We start from the raw sequence: 19,101 nt of genomic DNA on the forward strand, positions 1-19,101 counted from the left end.
TTGTCCAACGCAGCCGTTCTACGTTGGAACTCGTTGTCCTGCCCACTAATGTGGTATTTTTTACGGTTGAGCATCGTCAAGTGTAAGGATTGTCGTATTGAGTGAGAAACGCCCCCCCAAAGCCGCTCCACTGGCTGATCAGTTGATGAACATCGCCAGAGAAGGCTCGTTGATTGTACTTGTGGGCGCCAACCTGTTTCTGTTGCTGGCGTTGCTGGGCTATGACCCGAGGGATCCGGGCTGGTCTCATCTGGCCTATCAGCCCGATATTCAGAATTTTACCGGTGCTGCCGGCGCCTGGCTGGCAGATGGTGCCATTTCGGCACTGGGCATCGGTGCATACCTGTTGCCGCCCTTTCTGGTGGTCCCGATCTGGCGCTTTATTCGCCGCTGCCAGGTGGGATTGCTGGACGGTGTGCCCTTCGCCATGCTGCGTACGCTCGGGGCCGTGCTGACATTGTTCAGCCTGTGTGCACTGGCCTCCATTCATCTGTCGAACGAAGGCCTGCACTATCCCTTTACCGTGGGTGGCCTGGTAGGGGAGGCGCTGTCCGACTGGAGCGTCAGCTGGTTCAGTGTGGCGGGCAGCAGTGTGCTGCTCTGGACCACTCTGCTGCTGGGGCTGACGCTGTTCCTTGAAGTCTCCTGGCGCGATGCGCTGGAGCGGATTGGTGCCGGTATTCTCAAGGGCTATGAGGCCTTGACCGAGCGGGTTCAGCGAACTCCACGCGTGCAGACCGAACCGGCAACGGACACCTGGCAGGACGCCCCGGTGGATGAGCCTGAACCGGAACTGTTCACCAAACGGGAGCCGACCCTCAGCGATACACCGGTCACAGACAGTGATCAGCCGGTCAGCTTTGACGTTGCGTCAGCCCCGGCAGAGGCCGAGCGGTTTGATCAGGCGCTGGCCGAGGCGTCTGAAACTGCTGCCTCCGGCACGGTTGAGGCTGAAAGGCCCCGCCCTGAGGTCAAATTCGAAAAGCAGGCATCGAGTGATGAGCCTCCACTGACACCTGAGGCACGCAAGAGCCTCAAGATCGTGCCGCTGTCCCAGACGCATCAGCCGCTGGCAGAGGAGAATGAGCCTGAACCGACGCATAAGCGCCAGCAGTTGCCCAAGCTGCCGTCACTTGAGTTGCTGGACCCGCCTTCACTGCAGCAGGAGCCGGGGTACAGTGAGGACGATCTTGAGCAGATGTCACGCCTGCTGGAAGTCAAACTGAACGATTTCGGCGTCAAGGCCGAGGTGGTTGAGGTCAACCCGGGTCCGGTCATCACCCGCTTTGAGCTGCAGCCGGCGCCCGGTGTGAAAGCGAGCAAGATTTCCAACCTCTCGCGGGATCTGGCGCGCTCCATGGCCGTCACCAGCGTGCGCGTGGTTGAGGTCATCCCTGGCAAATCGGTCGTTGGGGTGGAAATTCCCAACGAAGTACGCCAGACCGTTCAGCTCAGTGAGGTGCTCAATGCGAAGCCCTATCTGGAAGCGTCCTCGCGGCTCACTTTGGCCTTGGGTAACGATATAGCGGGCAATCCGGTCGTGGCCAACCTGGCCAAGATGCCGCACCTGCTGGTAGCGGGTACCACCGGCTCCGGTAAGTCCGTGGGCGTCAACGCCATGCTGCTGAGCCTGCTGTTGAAGGCAACGCCGGAAGAGGTGCGCCTGATACTGGTAGACCCGAAAATGCTGGAACTCTCCATTTATGAGGGGATCCCGCACCTGCTGACACCCGTGATCACCGATATGAAAGAGGCCGCGGGTGGCCTGCGCTGGTGTGTGGCCGAGATGGAGCGTCGCTACCGGCTGATGGCCAAGATGGGCGTACGCAATATCAGTGGCTTTAACGACAAGGTGGTGGCCGCTCAGGAGAGGGGAGAGCCGATCCCCGACCCGCTCTGGAAGCCGGAGGAGCACGGCTACCCCGAGGGCGAGCCGGCACCGGCTCTGGAAGCCCTGCCCTACATCGTGGTGGTGATCGACGAGTTCGCTGACATGATGATGATGGTGGGCAAAAAGGTTGAAGAACTGATCGCGCGCATAGCCCAGAAGGCGCGTGCGGCCGGCATCCACCTGATTCTGGCTACCCAGCGCCCGTCCGTGGACGTGATTACGGGCCTGATAAAGGCCAATATTCCGACCCGAATCGCGTTCCAGGTCTCGTCCAAGATCGATTCCCGCACCATTCTGGATCAGGGCGGCGCGGAGAGCCTGCTGGGTTACGGCGACATGCTCTATGTGCCGGCCGGCACCAGCATTCCCAACCGCGTGCATGGTGCCTTTGTCAGCGATGATGAGGTGCACCGCGTGGTCGAACAGTGGAAGCTGTTGGGCACCCCGAACTATATCGAAGAAATTCTGTCCGATGGCGGCAGTGATGCCGGCACTGCCGGTAATCTGTTTGATGACGAACAGGACCCGCTCTACGACGAAGCCGTGGCCTTTGTGACCGAATCACGCAAGGCGTCCATCTCCAGCGTTCAGCGCAAACTCAAGATCGGCTATAACCGAGCGGCGCGCATGATCGAATCGATGGAAGCGGCCGGTGTTGTCTCCGAAGCGGGCAGTAATGGCCAGCGCGAAGTGCTGGCACCGCCACCCCCGAGGGATTGATGATGATGTTGAAGAAACTGATCAGCGCCTGTGCGCTCATGTTGCCGCTCTCGCTGCAAGCAGGCCCGGTTGAGGAGCTGGAGATGCTGCTGTCCGGGCATGAGTCTGCGCAGGCTGATTTTGTGCAGTTTTCGCTCAATGAAGGCGGTAACCGTGCCGAAGAGTCCAATGGGCACTTCGTGGTGCAGCGGCCCAACCGTTTTCGCTGGGTGACCGAAACGCCGTTTGAGCAGCAGATTATCAGTGATGGTCAGTATATCTGGGTGTACGACCCCGACCTGGAGCAGGTCACCCGAAAACCGGCTGACCAGCAGGGTAACAGTGCCCCTGCCATGATTCTGAATGGGCAGATTCAGACTCTGGGCAAGGATTTTGCCATCAGCAAGATCGACGAAGACGCCTCCGGTGTTGCCCTGTTTGAGCTGGTCCCGCGTGAGCCGGAAAACAGCACCTTTACCCGTATTCGCCTTCTTTTCGAGCAGGGACGTATTACCGAGCTGTCCATGCAGGACAGTCTGGGTCAGCGCAGCATGCTGGTGCTGGACGGGCTGGAGTATGATCCGGAACTGCCCGATGGCGTGTTTGATTTCGTTCCGCCTGAAGGGGTGGATGTCATTCTGGATCAGGGGTTCTGATGCAGGACCTGTTTGATCAACCGGGACGGGGCTACCAGCCGCTGGCGGCGCGCATGCGCCCCACACAGCTGGAGCGTTACATCGGCCAAAGCCATCTGCTGGCCCCCGGCAAGCCACTGCGCCAGGCGCTGGAGCAGGGAGCTATCCACTCGATGATCCTGTGGGGGCCGCCGGGGGTGGGCAAGACCACGCTGGCGCAACTGGTGGCCCATCAGGTTGACGCGCACTTCATGACAGTGTCGGCTGTCCTTGCCGGCGTAAAAGAGATTCGTCAGGCCGTGGATGAGGCGCGGCAGGTGAAAGCGCAGAGCGGGCGCAAGACCATTCTGTTCGTGGATGAAGTGCACCGTTTCAACAAATCGCAGCAGGATGCCTTTCTGCCCTACGTGGAAGATGGCACTGTCATTTTCATTGGTGCTACCACTGAAAACCCCTCGTTTGAACTGAATAACGCGCTGCTCTCCCGTGCCCGTGTATATCTGCTGCGCTCCCTCACTCAGGAAGAGCTGCTGCAGGTGATTGAGCAGGCACTGGAAGATGCGCAGCAGGGGCTGGGTGCACAGCCCTTGCAGATCCCTCTGGACATGCGTGAACAGCTGGCGCTGGCTGCCGATGGCGATGCCCGTACGGCGCTGAATCTGCTGGAGATCGCCAGTGATCTGGCCCAGGAGCAGCCGGATGGTTCGCGTCAGGTCACGCCAGAGGTGCTGAAAGAAGTGTTGCAGGCCGGTGGTCGTCGTTTCGACAAGGGCGGTGACCACTTCTATGACATGATCTCGGCGTTCCATAAATCGGTGCGCGGCTCGTCGCCTGACGGCGCGTTGTACTGGTATTGCCGCATGCTCGATGGCGGCGCGGACCCGCTGTATGTGGCACGCCGACTGGTGGCCATCGCTTCAGAGGATATCGGCAATGCCGATCCGCGTGCCATGCAGGTGGCACTGTCGGCCTGGGATGCGTTCGAGCGGGTCGGCCCGGCCGAAGGAGAGCGCGCCATTGCTCAGGCGGCGGTCTACTGTGCCTGCGCCCCCAAAAGTAATGCCCTGTACCGGGCCTTTAACCAGTGCCTTGCGGACGTTCGCAAGGAAGGTTCTCACCCCGTGCCTGAGCACCTGCGCAATGCGCCGACCAGTCTGATGAAAGACCTGGGTTACGGCGCGGAGTACCGCTATGCGCATGACGAGCCGGATGCCTACGCTGCCGGTGAAAACTATCTGCCGGAAGCCATCGCGGATCGGCGCTGGTATGAGCCGGAGCCCCGCGGACTGGAAATCAAGATCCGTGAAAAGCTGCAGCGGCTGAGGCAACAGGACCAGAACAGCCCCAAACAGCGTTACAGGAGTCGGAGATGATGCATCTGTTGGCGGTTGCACTGGGAGGCGCCCTGGGCGCACTGGGGCGCTACTGGGTCAGTGGCTGGCTTAACAACGCTGAGCATCCGCTTCCGCTGGGCACGCTGACCGTCAATGTGCTCGGCTCTTTCCTGATGGGCGTCATGTTCGTGCTGGTACTGGAAAAGGCCCGCCTGTCACCGGAGCTGCGTCCGCTCATCATGGTAGGGTTCCTTGGGGCCTTCACGACCTTTTCCACGTTTTCGCTGGAAACCGTGGCCATGATCGGTGAAGGGCATGTCATGTCGGCGCTGATTTATATATCATTGAGTGTTTTATTGTGCATCGCGGCACTTGGTGCCGGATTGTGGTTGACCCGTTTGTTCTGACAACAAGGTAAGTTTGATCTCATGCTGGATCCCAAATTTGTACGTGCCAACCCGGAAGAGGTGGCCAATCTGCTGAAGAAGAAGGGCTACGCGTTTCCGGTGGAGCAGTTTGTCGAGCTGGATAATCAGCGCAAGGTTATTCAGACCGAAACCGAGACCCTGCAGAACGAGCGTAACACCCGATCGAAAAGTATCGGCAAGGCCAAGGCGGCCGGCGAAGATATTCAGCCGCTGCTGGCCGAAGTGCAAAATCTGGGTGACCAGCTGGATGCGGCCAAGGAGCGCCTGAACGCGGTCCAGGCACAGCTGGATGACCTGCTGCTGGGTGTGCCCAACATTCCTCACGAATCCGTGCCGGAAGGTGACGACGAAGACGACAACGTCGAAGTGCGTACCTGGGGTACACCGAAAGAATTTGATTTCGAGCCGCTGGACCATGTTGCTCTGGGTGAAAAGAACGGTGAACTGGATTTTGAAACGGCTGCCAAGCTGACCGGTTCCCGTTTTGCCGTCATGAAGGGAAAGGTGGCACGTCTGCATCGCGCGCTGACGCAGATGATGCTGGATACCCATATCAGCGAGCACGGTTACGAAGAGATCTACGTTCCCTACATGGTGAACGCGGACTCGCTGCAGGGCACCGGTCAGCTGCCCAAGTTTGAAGAGGATCTGTTTCGCATTCCGTTCGGGGAGCGTGACTACTATCTGATCCCGACCTCCGAAGTGCCGGTGACCAATACGGTGCGTGACGAAATCGTCGATGCGGCCAGCCTGCCCCTGCAATACACCTGTCATACGCCGTGTTTCCGTTCCGAGGCGGGCGCATCCGGCCGTGATACTCGCGGCATGATTCGTCAGCACCAGTTCGACAAGGTTGAGCTGGTTCAGGTGGTCGAGCCGACCAAGTCCTGGGATGCACTGGAAGCACTGACCCGCCACGCCGAGGCAATTCTGCAGAAGCTTGAACTGCCTTACCGCGTGGTAATTCTCTGCGGTGGTGACCTGGGCTTCAGCGCCGCCAAGACCTACGACATTGAAGTCTGGCTGCCGGGTCAGGGCAAATACCGCGAGATCTCATCCTGCTCCAATATGGGTGACTTCCAGGCGCGCCGGATGAAGGCCCGCTGGCGTAACCCGGAGACCGGCAAGCCTGAGCTGCTGCATACCCTGAACGGCTCTGGCCTGGCGGTAGGGCGTGCGCTGGTAGCCGTGCTTGAAAACTATCAGACGGCAGACGGCAAGGTGCGTATCCCCGAAGCACTGCAGCCTTACATGGGCGGCGTGACCGAACTCTGAGTCAGTCGGCTTCCCTGCCAAAAGCCCCGCACTTGCGGGGCTTTTTCGTTCCGTTTCTGACCTCGCGCAAGCCGTGATGAAACCCATCGGGTATACTGGCGCGAAATTGGCAGCATCATCGGTTTTAAGGAGCGCCAGCATGAAAACGCGTTACGATGTTCTGATAGTGGGCGGTGGTATGGTCGGGTCCTCACTGGCCTGTGCCCTGGGTGACAGCGGGCTCTCCGTTGCCGTACTTGAGCGCAGCCTTCCCCCGGCGTTTTCGCCAGAGCAGCCGCATGATCTCAGGGTCTCGGCCCTGAGCGTTGCATCCGAGCGTTTTCTGCAGAACCTGGGTGCCTGGGAGGGCATTCAGACCCGGCGCAGCTGCCCCTATCGACGCATGAAGGTCTGGGAGCAGGACGCCAGGCGCGCCGCAACCGAGTTTGATGCCACTGCCATCGGCCATGATCACCTGGGGCATATCGTCGAGAACCGCATTATCCAGTTGGCACTGCTGGAGCGGCTGAAAGCCTTTGATAATATCGATCTCATTACCCCGGCGAAAACCGCCCGAATTGATTATTCACCGGGCGCCACGCTGGTTGAGCTGGAGTCGGGCGAACAAGTGGTCGGTCGACTCGTTGTGGCGGCGGATGGCGGTGACTCTCAAGTGCGTCAGGCGGCAGGCATAGGCGTGACCCAGTGGGACTATGACCAGCACGCACTGGTCGCCGGTGTATCCACGGCCTACCCGCAGCAGGATATTACCTGGCAGCAATTCACACCCACCGGACCACTGGCGTTTCTTCCGTTGAGTGGCCATAACGCCTCTATGGTCTGGTATAACACCCCGAATGAGGTCAAACGCCTGCTGGCCCTGCCGGATGATCGTTTTCTTGACCAGATGCATCAGACCTTTCCGACAGAGCTGGGCCAGCTGACCGAACTTCAGGGGCGGGGCAGCTTCGCCCTGCGCCGTCAGCATGCTCAGCAGTATGTGATGGAAGGTCTGGCGCTGGCAGGGGATGCCGCGCACATGATTCACCCGTTGGCCGGTCAGGGCGTTAATATCGGGCTTTTGGATGCGGCAGCGCTGGCCGAAACGGTTTTGCAGGCGCACGCTGAAGGGCGTTCACCGGGTGAATTGGCGGTATTGCGGGGCTACGAAAAGCAGCGTCGCCAGCACAACCTGCTGATGATGCAGGTGATGGATGGCTTCTACCGTGTGTTCAGCAACGATTTTGCGCCATTGAAGCTGCTGCGTAATGCGGGGCTGGGCATTGCCGGGCACTTGCCACCGGCACGTAATCAGGTCATGGCGTTTGCGATGGGGCTCAAGGGGCGCCTGCCGAAGCTGGCTCAGTAACTGAGGCCTGAATAAGAAAGACCGCCCGAAGGCGGTCATTCAGATCAACCTGCAGTCAGCAGGTATCAAGAGGCAGATGCAGATGCCGAGCTCGCCTTGCGGGCGGCCGGCTTGCTGGCAGCCGGTTTCTTCGGCTGTGCAGCAGTGGTATCCACGTTCGGCATGAACTTGCTCAGATCGAAAGCTGACATGTCCATGGCAGGCATTTCAAACTGTTTGGGGTCGAAGTAGGGGGCATCACCCAGAGACATCAGGCTGTCTTCAACCAGCGCAGACATCTGTTCGCGTACTTCAGTCAGAGCAGCCAGCTCTTTCTCGGCTACTTCAGTCCATTTGGCTTCCTGATCTTTCAGGTAGCTCATCTGCAGCTGAATCGCTTCCTTGGGTTCCTTGACCTCAGCCAGCGCCTTAACCTGAGCCAGGCCAGCGTTCAGGCAGTTGGTGAAATACTCAGACTGCAGTGCGAAAATGGTCTCGACCGCTTTCTGGTTGGCTTCGGTCAGCTGGGTGACCGGCTTCATTTTTTCCTGCATTTCCTTGAATACGTCGTACATGCTTGTCACCTTGAAACTATTGATGCGAATGTGAACGTTCCCTGTCGGTTGCTGCGCTGCAGCAGATCGGGTGCCGAAAGTGGAGGGGTGGCAAACGCCACCCGATCCATTATTTCTTGGCAGTGATGTCCATCGGCTTCATGAACTTCTCAAGCTCAGCCATGAACGGCATGTCCTTGAGGTCTTTCATGTCGCCCATTTCGGCAACGCTTTTTTCAACCAGGCCGGTCAGCTGTTCCTTGGCTTCTACCAGAGCAGCCATTTCCTTCTCGGCAACGTCGGTCAGCTTGGCTTCGATCTCTTTCAGGTACTTGACCTGGAGTTCCAGAGCCGCCTTGGGTTCGCGAACCTCGGACAGAGTTTTCATCTGTGTCAGGCTGGCGTTGACGAAGTCAGACACGTAAGAGGACTGCAGAGCAATCAGCTTCTCAGTGGTCTTCTTGTTGATTTCGGCCATATCGACCATCGGCTGCATGGATTCTTTCATTTTGTCGTACATCTTCATCACCTCTCATTGTGATTAACTGCCATTGCTGTTTTGTGCAATGCAACATAACGTCACTCTAGTGAACAGAATTTGGCCAGTCAAGCACTTTTTTGTGCGCCGCACAAAAAAGATTCAGGGCGTGGCAAGTGCTGCCCGGCAAGTGCACTGCAATGATGATCGGTAATGGTTACAATGCAGTAAAACCCAGAGAATTCGTTAAAGTGGATAGGCCTTTCATGCAACAAGACAATTGTCATCCCGCATTTCATTTTCTCGGCAATACACAGATTGATGCCCTGAACGTGGAAGTGGCCGAGTTCGAGCACAAGGCAACCGGTGCCCGTCATTACCACATCGCAACCGACCATGATGAAAACGTGTTTCTGGTTGCCTTCCGTACCGTGCCCGAAGACTCACGCGGTATCGCACACATCCTGGAGCACACTGCACTGTGTGGCAGTGAGCGTTACCCTGTGCGGGATCCGTTTTTCATGATGACCCGCCGCTCGCTGAATACCTTCATGAACGCCTTTACCAGCAGCGACTGGACGGCCTACCCCTTTGCAAGCCAGAACCGCAAAGACTATTTCAACCTGCTGGACGTGTATCTGGATGCGGCCTTTTTCTCGCGTCTTGATCCTCTGGATTTTGCACAGGAAGGGCATCGGGTTGAATTTGCCGAAGCGGATAACCCCGAGTCGGATCTGGTGTACAAGGGCGTGGTCTACAACGAGATGAAAGGGGCAATGAGTTCGCCGGTGGCCACCCTCTGGCAAACCCTGACCAAGTACCTGTTCCCGACCACGACGTACCACCACAACAGTGGCGGTGATCCTGACTGCATTCCGGATCTGACCTATGAGGATCTGTGCGAGTTCTATCGCAGTCACTACCACCCCAGCAATGCGGTCTTCATGACCTTTGGTGACATTCCGGTCGAAGAGCTGCATCGACGCTTTGAAGAAAATGCGCTGGCGCGTTTCGAGCGCCGTGACGAGCAGATTGCCGTCGAGGACGAGAAGCGCTACTTCGCGCCGGTCCGTGTGGAAGAGGCCTATGCCCTCACGCAGGACGATATCAGCCAGTCCACCCACCATGTAATGGGCTGGTTGCTGCCGCGCTCTATCGATCTGGACGAATTGATGCAGGCTCATCTGTTGACGCGCGTGCTGCTGGACAACTCCAGCTCGCCCCTGCGTGCAGCACTGGAATCAACCGATCTGGGCAGTGCACCATCGCCTCTGTGCGGGCTGGAAGATTCCAACCGCGAGATGAGCTTCCTGTGCGGGCTGGAGGGCAGTGAGCCCGAACACGCGGCGGCCTTCGAAACACTGGTGCTGGACACGCTTGAGCAGGTGGCCCGGGAGGGCGTGCCGATGGAGATGGTTGAGGCCCAGTTGCACCAGCTGGAGCTGGCGCAGCGTGAGATCACGGGTGATGGCTATCCCTTCGGGCTGCAGTTGATCCTTGCTTCCATGCCGGCTGCCATTCACCGTGGCAACCCGGTTGGCGTGTTGGACATTGACCCGGCACTGGAGAAACTGCGTGAGCTGATCAAGGACGAAAACTTCATTCCGGGCCTGATTCGCCGCTGGCTGCTCGACAACCCGCATCGCGTACGCCTGACATTGCGTCCGGATGCCGAGATGGCGGACCGCCGCGAAGCTGCGGAGGCGGCCCGTCTGGCTCAGATCAAGTCCGGCCTCACTGATACCGAGAAGCAGGCAATTATTGACCGTGCGGCGGCTCTGGAAGCCCGTCAGGCCCAGATCGATGATGACAGTGTGCTGCCCTGTGTCACGCTGGAGGATGTACCGGCGGAGCTGAATCTGCCGACCGCAACCGAGCTGGCCTCGGGGCCCGCTAATACAACGCTGTTCAACGCGGGCACCAACGGGCTGGTGTATCAGCAGGTCATTGTGGACCTGCCGGATCTGGATGAATCCGAACAGGCCCTGTTGCCGCTCTATACCTACTGTCTGACCGAGCTGGGCTGTGGTGAACGTGATTACCGTGCCAACCAGGCTTATCAAAGCCAGGTGACCGGCGGTCTGCACGCCTACACCAGCCTGCGTGGTCAAATTGATGATGAACAGTCCGTCTCCGGCTACCTGGTGATGTCCGGCAAGGCGTTGAGTGTGAACAGCGAAAAGCTGACCTCGCTGATGGCTGAAACCATGGAGCAGGCGCGTTTTGATGAAACCGGCCGTATCCGTGAGATTGTCGCTCAGCAGCGTGCACGGCGTGAGCAGGGGATTACCGGCTCCGGACATGCGCTGGCCATGATGGCGGCCAGTGCCAATCTGGCGCCGGTTGCCAGCTTCAGCCATCGTACCCGAGGCCTTGAAGGCGTGCGTCGGGCCAAGGCGCTGGACAAGCGCATTCAGTCTGAAGAAGCGCTCAAGGCGCTGGGGCATGAGCTGGCGGCGCTGCATGAGCGCATGAAAGCGGCTCCGCGGCGTTTCCTGCTGGTCGCGGAGGAAGATCATGAGGCGGCCGTTCTGTCACAGGTAGAACAGTACTGGTCAATGCCTGAATCGGCTGATTTTGCACCGCTGGCGCTTCCCAGAACCCGTCAGTCTGTCGGGCAGTTGTGGCTGACCAATACTCAGGTGAATTTCTGTGCCACGGCCTTCCCGACCGTGACCACCTCGCATCCGGATGCCGCCGCGCTGACGGTACTGGGTGATTTCCTGCGTAATGGATATCTCCACCGTGCCATCCGGGAGCAGGGGGGCGCCTACGGTGCCGGGGCCGGTCAGGATAATGGCGATGGCGTGTTCCGCTTCTTCTCCTATCGTGACCCGCGGGTCGAAGGAACCCTGTCTGACTTTGTGAAGTCGGTTGACTGGCTGCTCGATTGCGAGAACGAGGAGCAGCGCCTGCAGGAAGCTATCCTCGGAGTCATCAGCTCGATGGACAAGCCGGGATCTCCGGCTGGCGAAGCCAAGTCCACCTATCACAGCTCGCTGTTCGGGCGTACACCGGACGTACGCCGTGCGTTCCGACAGCAGATCCTGTCGGTCACGCTGGATGACCTCAAGCGTGTTGCAAAAACCTATCTGAAGCCGGAAATGGCCAGCATCGCGGTCGTGACCAATGCCAAGACAGCCGAATCACTGCCGGATACATTGCAGCGTATTGACGTATAATCGGCGTCACCTTGTCTGGGGCCACCTGCGGGTGGCCTTTTTGTTTGTGGAGAATCAGATGTGATGACCACTCCTCTGGTGCAGGGAGCGCTGTTGATACTGTTGTCCGAATGGGCACTGGTAGCCAGCGGCATCATTATTCGCCAACTCAGTGATCATTTGCCCACCGAAGTGCTGGTGTTTCTGCGCAACAGTCTTGGCCTTCTCTGGATGCTGCCCTGGATGATTCGGAAGGGGCGACGCGGATTGCCCACACAACGCCTGCATCTGCACCTGCTGCGTGCACTGGTCGGTGTGACGGCCATGTCCTGCCTCTACTACGCCTGGGCAAACCTGACGCTGGCGCAGGCGGCGTTGTTGAAGCAGACATCGCCGTTTTTCGTCCCGATCATCGCCTTTTTCTGGCTGCAGGAGCGGATCAATGCGGCAGTGCGCTGGGCCATTCTGGTCGGTTTCATGGGCGTGATGCTGATTCTGCAGCCCGGCACGGCGTCATTCAGTCTGGCCGTTGTGGTGGCGCTGGTGGGGGCGGCACTGGGGGCTACGGCCAAGGTGTGTATTCGTGCCATGCGTTCCACTGAATCACCTCAGCAGATCGTGTTCTATTTTGCGCTCTTCGGGTCGCTCTTTGCGGCCATACCGGCCTGGAACAGTTGGGTCATGCCGGGTGCGACTGACTGGCTGTGGCTGCTGGCACTTGCAGCGGCTTCAACGCTGGCGCAGCTGTTATTGAGCCGTGCCTATGGTCTGGCAGGGGCGGGTGTATTGGGGCCCTTCACCTATGCATCCATTCCCTTTGCGGCGCTGGCGGGCTGGCTGATCTGGGATGAGTCGCTTGGCTGGCTGACCCTGGGCGGGATGGCGCTGGTTGTGCTGGGTGGCATGCTGACATTGAGAGGGCAGGCAAAAGCCAGGGCAGGCTAAACAAAAAAACCCGGGCGATGCCCGGGTTTTTTAATACCATCACAAGGGAAGTGGATTACTTCTTGAAGTCATCCAGAATCTTGTTGAAGGTTGCGCTCGGGCACATCACCTTGAAGATGGTGTCCAGGTTGGCGTGGTAGTAGCCATCCAGCTCGGCCGGCTTGCCCTGAACCGCGTTCAGTTCATCAACGATGGCCTGCTCGTTCTGGGTCAGAGCGTCAGCCAGCGGCTTGAACTCGGCAGCCAGCTCGGCATCTTCGGTCTGTGCAGCAACTTCCTGTGCCCAGTACATGGCCAGGTAGAAGTGGCTGCCACGGTTGTCCAGCTCGCCAACCTTGCGGGACGGAGACTTGCCGTTTTCCAGCAGACGTTCGGTTGCCTTGTCCAGAGCCTGAGCCAGCACCTGAGCACGTGCGTTGCCTTCCTTGATGCCCAGCTCGTCCAGAGAAACGCCCAGCGCCAGGAATTCACCCAGTGAGTCCCAGCGCAGGTGGTTTTCCTGCTCAACCTGCTGTACGTGCTTGGGCGCAGAACCACCGGCACCGGTTTCGTACATGCCGCCGCCGGCCAGCATCGGAACGATGGACAGCATCTTGGCAGAGGTACCCAGTTCCATGATCGGGAACAGGTCGGTCAGGTAGTCACGCAGTACGTTACCGGTCACGGAGATGGTGTCCTGACCACGGATCATGCGCTCCATGGAGAAGCGAATCGCTTCGTTGTAGGACATGATGCGGATGTCCAGACCTTCGGTGTCGTGCTCCTTGAGGTACTCTTCGACCTTCTTGGTCAGCTCCAGGTCGTGCGCACGCTCCTGATCCAGCCAGAAAACGGCCGGAGTGTTGGACTGGCGAGAGCGGGTAACGGCCAGCTTGACCCAGTCGCGGATAGCCGCGTCTTTGGTCTGGCATGCGCGCCAGATGTCGCCTTTCTCAACGTCGTGCTGCATCAGAACGTTGCCGTTGGCATCAACAACACGCATGGTGCCGTCCTGCTGAATTTCGTAGGTCTTGTCGTGAGAACCGTACTCTTCAGCTTTCATGGCCATCAGGCCAACGTTCGGTACGCTGCCCATGGTGGTCGGGTCGAAGGCGCCGTTGGTCTTACAGAAGTTGATCATCTCCTGGTAGATACGGGCATAGGTGGACTCAGGCATAACGGCCTTGGTGTCCTTGGTCTTGCCGTCGCGGCCCCACATTTTGCCGGAGTTGCGGATCATGGCCGGCATGGACGCATCCACGATTACATCGCTGGGTACGTGCAGGTTGGTGATGCCTTTGACGGAGTCGACCATCGCCATTTCCGGGCGGTGCTCGTAGCAAGCGTGGATCGCTTCTTCGATCTCGTCCTGCTTGGACTGCGGCAGAGTCTTGATCTTCTCGTAGACGCTGCTCATGCCGTTGTTCGGGTTAACACCCAGCTCGTCGAACAGCTCGCCGTACTTCTCGAATACTTCGCGGTAGAAGACGCGTACAGCGTGACCGAAAACGATCGGGTGAGAGACCTTCATCATGGTCGCTTTCACGTGCAGAGACCACATGACGCCGGCTTCTTTACAATCCTGCAGCGTGTCTTCGAAGAAGGCGTCCAGCGCCTTGGCGCTCATGAACATGCTGTCCAGAACTTCACCTTTCTCAAGGTCCAGCTCCTTCTTGACTTCAGTCTGGCCGCCCTTGGGGGTGAACTCGATGCGAACCTTGCCGGCTTCCGGCATGGTGATGGACTGTTCGCTGGAGAAGAAGTCACCGCCGCGCATGTAGTCGGCGTGGGAGCGGGAAGACTTGCTCCATTCGCCCATGGAGTGCGGGTACTTGCGCGCAAAGGCTTTAACGGCCGCCGGCGCACGACGGTCAGAGTTGCCCTGACGCAGAACCGGGTTTACCGCACTGCCCAGAATCTTGGCGTAACGGGCGTTGGCGTCTTTCTCTTCTTCGGTTTTCGGGTTTTCTACGTATTCGGGAACATCGTATCCCTGACCCTGGAGTTCCTTGATGGCGGCACGCAGCTGGGGAACAGAAGCACTGATGTTCGGCAGCTTGATGATGTTGGCGTGCGGGTCCTTGGTCAGCTCACCCAGAGCAGCCAGACCGTCTTCAACGCGCTGTTCTTCAGTCAGGCGCTCGGGGAAGGCAGCCAGGATACGGCCAGCCAGAGAGATGTCGCTCAGATCAACTTCAATATCGGCTGAGGAAGCGAAGGTACGAACGATCGGCAGCAGCGACGCGGTCGCGAGTGCCGGTGCTTCATCAGTAAGGGTATAGATGATTTTTGATTTTGTAGGCATGTTTTTCCCCGAAATGATTTATGGCTGGATTGCCAAGGGCTCGTTCGGGCGATGGATAATCACCCTGCGCTGTCCAGATAGAGCCTGGCGCTTGTAAATCGGCTACAAATTATAAAGCCTGAGGGGGCGATTTCATACCCGGAGAGTATCGACTTAGGGCTAAGTATCGCGACCTTTGGCCTAAGTGGCGGCTAAGAAGGTGTTGTAACGCGACATCGAATGGTGTGGCGGGAAATAGAGCGGGGCGCCAGAGGGGCGCCCCGGCAGGCTTTAGCCCTGTTCCGGCTCATAACCCAGGTTGGGCGCGAGCCAGCGTTCGGCTTCCTCCATGCTCATCCCCTTGCGATGGGCATAGCTTTCCACCTGATCTTCACTGATTTTGGCGACACCGAAATAGCGCGCATCCGGGTGGCTGAAATACCAGCCGCTGACGGCAGCAGTGGGCAGCATGGCGAAGCTGTCCGTCAGGCGCATGCCGGCATTGTGCTCAACGTCCAGCAGTTCCCACAGCAGCGCCTTTTCGGTGTGGTCCGGGCAGGCCGGATATCCCGGTGCCGGACGGATCCCCTGATACTGCTCGCGGATCAGGGCATCGTTGTCCAGATCCTCGTCCGCCGCATAGCCCCAGAACTCGGTACGCACGCGCTGGTGCATGCGCTCAGCGAAGGCTTCGGCCAGGCGGTCGGCCAGGGCCTTGACCATGATGCTGTTGTAATCATCGTGATCTGCCTCGTACTGCTCCACCAGCTTGTCGATACCGATGCCGGCGGTGACCGCAAAGGCGCCAACGTAATCCTGCACGCCGGTTTCCTTCGGTGCCACGTAGTCGCTCAAGCAATGATTGTAGCGACCCTCGACTTTCTGGGTCTGCTGGCGCAGATGATGCACCTTCATGCGTACCTGTTCACGGCTGTCGTCGGTGTACAGCTCGATATCGTCATCACCAACGCTGTTGGCCGGGAATAGGCCGATCACGCCGCGGGCACGCAGCTTCTTGTTGTCGATAATGTCGCGCAACATCAGCTTGGCGTCTTGGTACAGCTTGCGTGCTTCGGTTCCCACCACTTCATCATCCAGAATGCGCGGGAAACGGCCAGCCAGTTCCCAGGACTGGAAGAAGGGGGTCCAGTCGATGCACTGGCTCAGCTCTTCCAGATCGTAATCATCAAATACGTGGATGCCGGGTTTAACGGGCGCGGGTGGCTGATAGGACTGCCAGTCGATCGGCTGCTTGTTGGCGCGGGCGGCATCCAGCGTGACACGGCGCTGGTCATTCTGACGCGCAGCATGGCGTTCGCGTACTGCCTGATATTCCTCTTTTATCTCTTTGATATAGTTGTCTTTCTTGCTTTCAGAAAGCAGGGCTGATGCGACGCCGACCGAGCGTGATGCATTGGTCACATGCACCACCTGGTTGTTGTGATAGTTGGGCTCGATCTTGACGGCCGTGTGTGCCTTGGACGTGGTCGCGCCGCCGATCAGAAGCGGAATATCAAAGCCCTGACGCTGCATCTCTTTGGCCACATGGACCATCTCGTCGAGAGACGGGGTGATCAGGCCGGACAGGCCGATGATGTCGGCATTCTCATCACGTGCCGTCTGCAGGATCTTTTCAGCCGGTACCATGACGCCCAGGTCAACGATCTCGAAGTTGTTGCACTGGAGCACGACCCCCACGATGTTCTTGCCGATATCGTGCACATCGCCTTTTACTGTCGCCATGATGACCTTGCCGGCTGAGCTGCTGGCATTGTCGGCTTTTTCTTCCTCAATGAAGGGCATCAGGTAGGCAACCGCTTTCTTCATTACGCGAGCGGACTTGACCACCTGTGGCAGGAACATCTTGCCGGCGCCAAAGAGGTCACCCACGATCCCCATGCCATCCATCAGCGGGCCCTCAATGACCTGCAGCGGACGGTCGTACAGGTGTCGGCACTCTTCCACATCTTCATCCACGTAGTCGGCAATGCCTTTGACCAGTGCGTGTGCCAGACGCTTGTTGACATCCCAGGTGCGCCATTCAAGGTCCTGCTTCACGGACGATTCGGAGGCGCCGCCGCGGTATTTTTCTGCCAGCTCCAGCATGCGCTCGGTGCCGTCTTCGCGTCGGTTGAGCACGATATCTTCTACATGTTCACGCAGGTCGTCCGGCAGGTCATCATAGATCGCCAGCTGGCCGGCGTTAACGATACCCATGTCCATGCCTTGCTTGATGGCGTGGTAGAGGAAGACACAGTGGATCGCCTCCCGCACCTTGTCGTTGCCGCGGAAGGAGAAGGAGACATTGGAAACGCCGCCCGATACCTTGGCATGAGGCAGGTGTTTCTTGATCCAGCCGGTGGCCTGAATGAAGTCGTTGGCGTAGTTGTCGTGCTCTTCGATACCCGTGGCGATGGCGAAGATGTTCGGGTCGAAGATGATGTCTTCAGGCGGGAAGCCGACTTTTTCGACCAGCACCCGGTAGGAGCGCTCGCAGATTTCGATTTTGCGCTCGTACGTATCGGCCTGACCGGTTTCATCGAAGGCCATAACCACCACGGCTGCACCGTAGTGCAGGATCTTGCGCGCCTGGCGAATAAAGCTCTCTTCGCCTTCCTTGAGACTGATCGAGTTGACGACGCCTTTGCCCTGAATGCGCTTCAGGCCTTCTTCCATCACATCCCACTTGGAGGAGTCGAGCATGATCGGGACGCGGGAGATGTCCGGCTCAGAGGCGATCAGGTTCAGGAAACGGATCATCGCCGCTTCGGCATCCAGCATCCCTTCATCCATGTTGATGTCGATGATCTGGGCGCCGTTCTCGACCTGCTGACGCGCCACTTCCAGCGCGGTTTCGTAGTCGCCTTCCTTGATCAGACGGCGGAAACGGGCGGAGCCGGTCACGTTGGTACGTTCACCTACGTTGACGAACAGGGTTTCGGCGCCGATGTTCATCGGCTCCAGGCCGGAGAGACGGCACTCGACGGGCAGTTCCGGAATCTTGCGCGGAGCCTGGTCGAGCAGGGCCTCGCGAATGACGCGAATATGCTCGGGTGTGGTGCCGCAGCAGCCGCCCACGATATTCACGAAACCGGATTGCGCCCATTCGCGGATCTCTTCCGCCATCTGCTCAGGGGTTTCGTCATATTCGCCGAATGCGTTGGGCAGGCCGGCGTTGGGATGAACGGAGACGAAGGTATCGGCGACGCGCGACAGCTCTTCGACATACTGGCGCAGCTCCTTGGGCCCCAGTGCACAGTTAAGACCGATGCTGATCGGGCGGGCGTGGCGTACGGAGTTCCAGAAGGCTTCAGTGGTCTGCCCGGACAGGGTGCGGCCTGAAGCATCGGTAATGGTGCCTGAAATCATGACCGGCAGGCGCAGGTTGTTCTGCTCGAAGTAATCCTCGAGCGCATAGATGGCGGCCTTGGCGTTCAGGGTGTCGAAGATGGTTTCGATCAGGATGAGGTCGACGTCACCTTCTACCAGCCCGTCAATTGCTTCCGTGTAAGCCTCGAACAGCTCATCGAAGGTCACATTGCGATAACCGGGATCGTTGACGTCCGGCGAGATCGACGCGGTGCGGTTGGTCGGGCCCAGTACGCCGGCAACATAGCGCGGGCGCTCCGGTGTCTGACGCGAGACCTGGTCGGCCGCTTCGCGCGCCAGGCGGGCAGCCGCCACGTTGATTTCGCGAGACAGGGCTTCCATTTCATAATCGGCCATCGCGATGCGCGTGGCATTAAACGTGTTGGTCTCGATGATATCGGCGCCGCCTTCCAGATAGGCGACATGCAGCTCGCGAATCAGGTCCGGTTGTGTCAGCACCAGCAGGTCGTTGTTGCCTTTGACATCAAGATGCCAGCCGGCGAATCGGTCACCACGGAACTGCTCCTCGGATAGCTGGCGCTGCTGGATCATGGTGCCCATGCCGCCATCGAGCATCAGGATGCGTTGGTTCAGAGTCTGGCTGAGGTGCGCATGCAGAGAATTGTTTTTCACGTGTACTTCCATTGCAGTGACCGAGTTTGAGGATGGCTATTGTAGTCCAAACAGCAGGCTCTCTGCCTGAGGGGTAGTCATAGTGTATTGAAATTATTTGATGCTGACT

At 58.7% G+C, this 19,101-nt stretch carries 12 protein-coding genes; 8 read left to right on the forward strand and 4 right to left on the reverse strand.

Features of this window, described 5'->3' with window-relative positions; all coding sequences use genetic code 11:
- The first annotated feature begins 97 nt into the window (after nucleotides 1–97).
- The 6 genes from H9C73_RS10525 to H9C73_RS10550 all read left to right on the forward strand — a co-directional run bounded on the left by H9C73_RS10525 (nucleotide 98) and on the right by H9C73_RS10550 (nucleotide 7,610).
- Complete coding sequence (locus H9C73_RS10525; RefSeq protein ID WP_407944011.1) at nucleotides 98–2,611, forward strand: DNA translocase FtsK; 2,514 nt, start codon at nucleotides 98–100, stop codon at nucleotides 2,609–2,611.
- A gap of 5 nt (nucleotides 2,612–2,616) precedes the next feature.
- Nucleotides 2,617–3,246: an outer membrane lipoprotein chaperone LolA gene (lolA, locus tag H9C73_RS10530; protein ID WP_209287790.1), complete on the forward strand. Its 630-nt coding sequence runs from the start codon at nucleotides 2,617–2,619 to the stop codon at nucleotides 3,244–3,246.
- The gene (locus tag H9C73_RS10535) at nucleotides 3,246–4,598 is read left to right on the forward strand and encodes a replication-associated recombination protein A (protein ID WP_209287791.1); all 1,353 of its coding nucleotides are present in this window, start codon (nucleotides 3,246–3,248) and stop codon (nucleotides 4,596–4,598) included. The genes lolA and H9C73_RS10535 overlap by 1 nt, the downstream gene beginning before the upstream one ends.
- Nucleotides 4,595–4,966 (forward strand): fluoride efflux transporter CrcB, encoded by a 372-nt coding sequence (gene crcB, locus H9C73_RS10540; RefSeq protein ID WP_209287792.1) that lies wholly within the window; start codon nucleotides 4,595–4,597, stop codon nucleotides 4,964–4,966. The genes H9C73_RS10535 and crcB overlap by 4 nt, the downstream gene beginning before the upstream one ends.
- Before the next feature lie 21 nt (nucleotides 4,967–4,987).
- A complete protein-coding gene (gene serS, locus H9C73_RS10545; RefSeq protein ID WP_209287793.1) occupies nucleotides 4,988–6,262 on the forward strand; it encodes a serine--tRNA ligase in 1,275 nt (424 codons plus the stop codon).
- A gap of 139 nt (nucleotides 6,263–6,401) precedes the next feature.
- Complete coding sequence (locus H9C73_RS10550; RefSeq protein WP_209287794.1) at nucleotides 6,402–7,610, forward strand: UbiH/UbiF/VisC/COQ6 family ubiquinone biosynthesis hydroxylase; 1,209 nt, start codon at nucleotides 6,402–6,404, stop codon at nucleotides 7,608–7,610.
- Nucleotides 7,611–7,675: 65 nt separating this feature from the next.
- On the opposite strand, the gene H9C73_RS10555 is transcribed toward H9C73_RS10550, so the two are convergent.
- Nucleotides 7,676–8,164 (reverse strand): phasin family protein, encoded by a 489-nt coding sequence (locus tag H9C73_RS10555; RefSeq protein ID WP_209287795.1) that lies wholly within the window; start codon nucleotides 8,162–8,164, stop codon nucleotides 7,676–7,678.
- Between the two features lie 109 nt (nucleotides 8,165–8,273).
- Nucleotides 8,274–8,669, reverse strand: a complete 396-nt coding sequence (locus H9C73_RS10560; protein ID WP_209287796.1) for a phasin family protein — start codon at nucleotides 8,667–8,669, stop codon at nucleotides 8,274–8,276.
- Between the two features lie 218 nt (nucleotides 8,670–8,887).
- Here H9C73_RS10560 and H9C73_RS10565 point away from each other — a divergent pair, with 218 nt between their 5' ends.
- Together H9C73_RS10565 and H9C73_RS10570 are read left to right on the forward strand one after the other, a co-directional pair.
- The gene (locus H9C73_RS10565) at nucleotides 8,888–11,803 is read left to right on the forward strand and encodes an insulinase family protein (protein WP_236014221.1); all 2,916 of its coding nucleotides are present in this window, start codon (nucleotides 8,888–8,890) and stop codon (nucleotides 11,801–11,803) included.
- 63 nt (nucleotides 11,804–11,866) lie between these two features.
- Entirely contained in the window at nucleotides 11,867–12,727 is an 861-nt protein-coding gene (locus H9C73_RS10570) for a DMT family transporter (RefSeq protein ID WP_236014222.1), read from the forward strand.
- A 55-nt stretch (nucleotides 12,728–12,782) separates the two neighbouring features.
- Here H9C73_RS10570 and H9C73_RS10575 read toward each other — a convergent pair whose 3' ends face one another.
- Both H9C73_RS10575 and metH read right to left on the reverse strand, forming a co-directional pair.
- Nucleotides 12,783–15,011, reverse strand: coding sequence for an NADP-dependent isocitrate dehydrogenase (locus H9C73_RS10575; protein WP_209287799.1), 2,229 nt, complete (start codon nucleotides 15,009–15,011; stop codon nucleotides 12,783–12,785).
- Between the two features lie 270 nt (nucleotides 15,012–15,281).
- Complete coding sequence (metH, locus tag H9C73_RS10580; protein WP_236014226.1) at nucleotides 15,282–18,935, reverse strand: methionine synthase; 3,654 nt, start codon at nucleotides 18,933–18,935, stop codon at nucleotides 15,282–15,284.
- Nucleotides 18,936–19,101: the final 166 nt, after the last annotated feature.

The sequence above is a fragment of the Marinobacterium alkalitolerans genome (genome assembly GCF_017776525.1).
Lineage (GTDB): Bacteria > Pseudomonadota > Gammaproteobacteria > Pseudomonadales > Balneatricaceae > Marinobacterium > Marinobacterium alkalitolerans.

Coding starts and splice junctions, on each gene's coding strand:
- lolA (WP_209287790.1), top strand. CDS start 2,617: ATGTTGAAGAAACTGATCAGCGCCTGTGCGCTCATGTTGCCGCTCTCG.
- H9C73_RS10535 (WP_209287791.1), top strand. CDS start 3,246: ATGCAGGACCTGTTTGATCAACCGGGACGGGGCTACCAGCCGCTGGCG.
- crcB (WP_209287792.1), top strand. CDS start 4,595: ATGATGCATCTGTTGGCGGTTGCACTGGGAGGCGCCCTGGGCGCACTG.
- serS (WP_209287793.1), top strand. CDS start 4,988: ATGCTGGATCCCAAATTTGTACGTGCCAACCCGGAAGAGGTGGCCAAT.
- H9C73_RS10550 (WP_209287794.1), top strand. CDS start 6,402: ATGAAAACGCGTTACGATGTTCTGATAGTGGGCGGTGGTATGGTCGGG.
- H9C73_RS10555 (WP_209287795.1), bottom strand. CDS start 8,164: ATGTACGACGTATTCAAGGAAATGCAGGAAAAAATGAAGCCGGTCACC.
- H9C73_RS10560 (WP_209287796.1), bottom strand. CDS start 8,669: ATGAAGATGTACGACAAAATGAAAGAATCCATGCAGCCGATGGTCGAT.
- H9C73_RS10565 (WP_236014221.1), top strand. CDS start 8,888: ATGCAACAAGACAATTGTCATCCCGCATTTCATTTTCTCGGCAATACA.
- H9C73_RS10570 (WP_236014222.1), top strand. CDS start 11,867: ATGACCACTCCTCTGGTGCAGGGAGCGCTGTTGATACTGTTGTCCGAA.
- H9C73_RS10575 (WP_209287799.1), bottom strand. CDS start 15,011: ATGCCTACAAAATCAAAAATCATCTATACCCTTACTGATGAAGCACCG.
- metH (WP_236014226.1), bottom strand. CDS start 18,935: ATGCTCGATGGCGGCATGGGCACCATGATCCAGCAGCGCCAGCTATCC.